Below are 3,546 nucleotides of genomic sequence, written 5' to 3'. Positions count from 1 at the left end.
TTTGTTCACGACTCCTACGCCTGCCGCAAGGGCAAGGGCGTGCATGTGGCGATTGACCGGCTGCAGCGGTTCATCCAGCAGGCGACCGTCAACGGCCAGCGACCGGCCTGGTACCTGCAGCTCGACATTCGCAACTACTTCATGCGCATTGACAAGGCGATCCTTTGGCGGCTGTTGGCGCCGCACATCGCCGATGACGATGCCCGCTGGCTAACCGAACTGCTGGTGTTTCACGATTGCACCGAGGGGCACATCGTCAAGTGCGCGCCCGAGGAGTTGGCGCGGGTGCCAGCACATAAGACCCTGCTGCGCTGTGATCCGGGCAAGGGTCTGCCTATTGGCAACCTGAACAGTCAATTCTTCGCCAACGTGTATCTGAATGGGCTGGATCAGTTCGTCAAGCACCGGCTACATTGCCGCCACTACATCCGCTATTGCGACGACTTCGTGCTGCTGTCCCCGGACCGCGACGAGCTGCTGTATTGGCGAGGGCTGATCGAGCGCTATCTGGTTGCAGAACTGGCGCTGGAGTTGAACCCGCGCGAGCGGCTGCGACCGGTCTCGGACGGCATCGACTTCCTCGGCTACATCGTGCGACGCGACTATCGGCTGGTGCGCCGGCGGGTGGTGAGCGCTTGCAAGGAGCGGCTGCGGGGCTATCGTGCTCTGCTGGTCTCCAAACAGGACGGGATGACGCTATATCGCTTCGAGACCGAGGACCTGACCCGGTTGCACGCGACCCTGGCGTCCTATCTCGGGCATTTCCGGCGCGCCAATGCCTTCAATCTGTGGCAATCCATCTGGCGGGGGCAGGAGTGGCTGCAGGTCTATTTTCTCTGGGATGAGGCGCAGCAGAAGCTCATTCCCCGCTATGCGCTGCCGAAGGGGCTGACCTCCGCCCGCCGGCAATATGCTTGGGTGCGCCATGCTTATCCCGGCGATGCCGTGCTGTTTGAGGTCGGCGCCTACTTTGAGTTGTACGACCGCCGCGATGCGCCACTGGCCGCGCAATAGGGTTTGCAGCGGTTGCGGGAGAACCGGCGCCGGGCCTTATACGGCGTGCCGGCACGGCTGTTTGGGCGCTATCTGGTGCGATTGCTCGGCCTGGGTCACTCGGTGCTGGTGGTGCGCCAAGGGGACCAATATTGGACAGGTGTCCGCGCGCGGGTGCTGGCGTGCCGGATGGTGCCGCTGGTGTGATCGGCGGTGCCGACGAGACTGAGCGCGTCGCGCTGTATAGCCGAGCTGAGCGCACCACACTCTGCCCCCTTCTGGAATGTGGATCAGCGCTTCTGTTTAGGTGTTCGGGAATGTGTCTTCTTCGAGCAGTTGTTCGACGCTAAACGGGCAGGTCTCTGGAAAGCTGGATGGTGCAAGTCCGGTCTCGAGGATCGCTTGCTTGCGCGCGCCGGCATAACGGCTGGCGGCGAGTTCGTCGAGTCGCGGTCGGAGGCTCGGGCTATCGCGCAGGATCGCGGCGATTTCGTCGCGCGCATTGGCGATGGACAGGCGCCAACTGACACCGCGATGGCTGGGCTGATGATGCCACTTGAGCAGGTGCAACATCAGGATCTTCAGGTGACTCTCCAGTGCGCGGCGGTCGCAGGCTAGCGCGATCGCGAGCCAGCGGCAATGACAGCATTGCTCCGTTCGAGGTCGATGATCGACATGCTGTCTTGTTATCCTCCCAAAACGGGAGTTAAGATAGCCTCATGCGTGTTATTGCAAAAAGCACCTTGAGAAGGTTCTGGCAGCAGCCCCAGTATGCTGACGCGAAGGGGCCACTGGAAAGTTGGTATGACGAGGCAATGCAGGCGCGTTGGACCTCACCGCAGGAGGTCAAGGCGCAGTATCGCAGTGCCAGTATTTGCAGTCATCATCGGGTCGTTTTCAATATTGGCGGAAATAAGTATCGACTTGTGGTCGAGATGCAATACCGAGCGGGAATTGCTTGGGTCAAGTTCATCGGCACTCATGCCCAATATGACAAGATTGATGTGGAGACTGTCAATGACTATTAAACCAATCCGGAGTGACGAGGATTTGCGTGCTACTTTTGAACGCTTAGAAACCATTTTTCAGGCACCGGAAGGCTCGCCCGAAGCGGATGAAATGGAGATTCTGGTGGCGCTGGTAGAGGCTTACGAGAACCGGCATTATTCAATTGGTCCGGCCGATCCGGTCGAGGCGATCAAATTTCGTATGGAGCAGCAGGGTTTAGCTGCAAAAGACCTAGAGCCATATATCGGTTCAAGCGGTCGCGTGTCGGAGGTGCTGAACCGCAAACGGCCACTGAGCTTGCGGATGGTGAAGCGCTTGCACGATGGCCTGAACATTCCGTATGAGAGCTTGTTGTCACACTCTGTTCATGCGAGTTAACTGTTGCGCGGGCGCTCGATGCGCAGGTCGCGGATCATCTCGGCCTAGGCTTCGAGCAGGCTGAGGTGGTCCGCTGGAATCGCCTGGACGGGTCGGTTGCGTGCGATCGTTTTGGGGTTGAAGAGGTGCATTGGTCGTTTCTGTCAAAGCCGCGTGATCGCTCCAGTTGGTAGCCATAGGGTTAGAGGCGCATCTGGGAGGCGCTCGAATTCGTAGCGCTCGTACCAGCTACGCGCGCGTTCGTGTTTGGCGTCGACGATGACTCCAACCATGCCAATCTCCTCTGCGAGGCGGGCGCACCGAAGCAGTGCATCCATTAACAACCGCTCGCCCAGCCCTTTGCCTTGATGCTGGAGGTTGACGGCCAAGCGAGCCAGCCGCGCGACCGGGAGTGGAAAACGCGGAAAACGCCCCGCATGGGCGGCTGGGAGCTGGTCTTTGAGAATCGCTGCCATCGCGAGACTGTAGAACCCCAGCACCATCGGGCCTTCAGCGGCGACATAGGTTCGGCTCAGGTTGGCCTTGGTGTGTTGGCGGGCAAAGCGATGCAGGTACTGGTCTAACGCGACTTCACCGCAGCTAAAGTCTCGGCGGTCATGATGGGCAGCCAGGGATTCAATGCGCATGGGTAGAGCGCGTTCAAGCCTCCGCTTGCTGCGATTGCCAGAGACGATAGCGTTCCATCGCCGCCTTGAGCTTGGGGCGTGGTTGGTCGAGATGATCTAGGGCGGTGACGAAGGCCTCCCAATCACGGGGGGTCAATGTGATGGATTCCGTCTGACTCAGCACGACCTTCGCGCGTTCTTGGGCGGCGCTCAAAAGAAAGGCGCTCACCGACATGCCAGTGCTAGCTGCCGCGCGGGCAATCAACGCCTTGGTTTCGCCTGAAGTGCGCAGATCGATGCGTTCAAGGGCAGTAGACATAGCTGCGTGCTCGTTTAGTACGGAGGATGTACGGAAAGAGGCTAGCTCGCTTTTCGCGAACGTGCAACAACAACTGGCCTAGCCGCGCCAGATTCAGCCTTTCCGCTCCGCTAGGATTCTCTCTTCAGCATAGCGCCCCCCAGGCGCCCGATCTGAAACGCCAGAGGGCGCTTGCGGTTGAGCATCGTCTCGCGGTTGGCCGTGGAGCCGGCCAACCAGTACGCCGATGCAGGGGCTGCTAGC

7 protein-coding genes are annotated in these 3,546 nt (G+C 60.0%); 4 read left to right on the top strand and 3 right to left on the bottom strand.

Going from position 1 to position 3,546, the window contains the following annotated elements; genetic code table 11:
- On the top strand, positions 1-1,014 hold a 1,014-nt coding region (locus tag VBE63_RS26285; protein WP_323685953.1), incomplete at its 5' end, for an RNA-directed DNA polymerase.
- Between the two features lie 3 nt (positions 1,015-1,017).
- Positions 1,018-1,200, top strand: a complete 183-nt coding sequence (locus tag VBE63_RS26280) for a hypothetical protein (RefSeq protein ID WP_323685952.1) — start codon at positions 1,018-1,020, stop codon at positions 1,198-1,200.
- A 96-nt stretch (positions 1,201-1,296) separates the two neighbouring features.
- Here the strand turns inward: VBE63_RS26280 and VBE63_RS26275 are convergent, their stop codons facing one another.
- The gene (locus VBE63_RS26275) at positions 1,297-1,590 is read right to left on the bottom strand and encodes a DUF29 domain-containing protein (protein WP_323685954.1); all 294 of its coding nucleotides are present in this window, start codon (positions 1,588-1,590) and stop codon (positions 1,297-1,299) included.
- Between the two features lie 122 nt (positions 1,591-1,712).
- On the opposite strand from VBE63_RS26275, the gene VBE63_RS26270 reads away from it, so the two are divergent.
- Positions 1,713-2,021 (top strand): type II toxin-antitoxin system HigB family toxin, encoded by a 309-nt coding sequence (locus tag VBE63_RS26270; protein WP_323685951.1) that lies wholly within the window; start codon positions 1,713-1,715, stop codon positions 2,019-2,021.
- Positions 2,011-2,379: a transcriptional regulator gene (locus VBE63_RS26265; RefSeq protein WP_323685950.1), complete on the top strand. Its 369-nt coding sequence runs from the start codon at positions 2,011-2,013 to the stop codon at positions 2,377-2,379. Before VBE63_RS26270 ends, VBE63_RS26265 begins: the two co-directional genes overlap by 11 nt.
- A gap of 143 nt (positions 2,380-2,522) precedes the next feature.
- Here VBE63_RS26265 and VBE63_RS26260 read toward each other — a convergent pair whose 3' ends face one another.
- On the bottom strand, positions 2,523-3,005 hold the full coding sequence (locus tag VBE63_RS26260) for a GNAT family N-acetyltransferase (protein ID WP_323685949.1): 483 nt from the start codon (positions 3,003-3,005) through the stop codon (positions 2,523-2,525).
- 13 nt (positions 3,006-3,018) lie between these two features.
- Positions 3,019-3,303, bottom strand: a complete 285-nt coding sequence (locus tag VBE63_RS26255) for a DUF1778 domain-containing protein (protein ID WP_323685948.1) — start codon at positions 3,301-3,303, stop codon at positions 3,019-3,021.
- Positions 3,304-3,546 lie beyond the last annotated feature (243 nt).

This window comes from Lamprobacter sp. (assembly GCF_034860625.1).
Classification (GTDB): domain Bacteria; phylum Pseudomonadota; class Gammaproteobacteria; order Chromatiales; family Chromatiaceae; genus Lamprobacter.
This window is presented reverse-complemented; position numbering and strand designations above follow the sequence as displayed.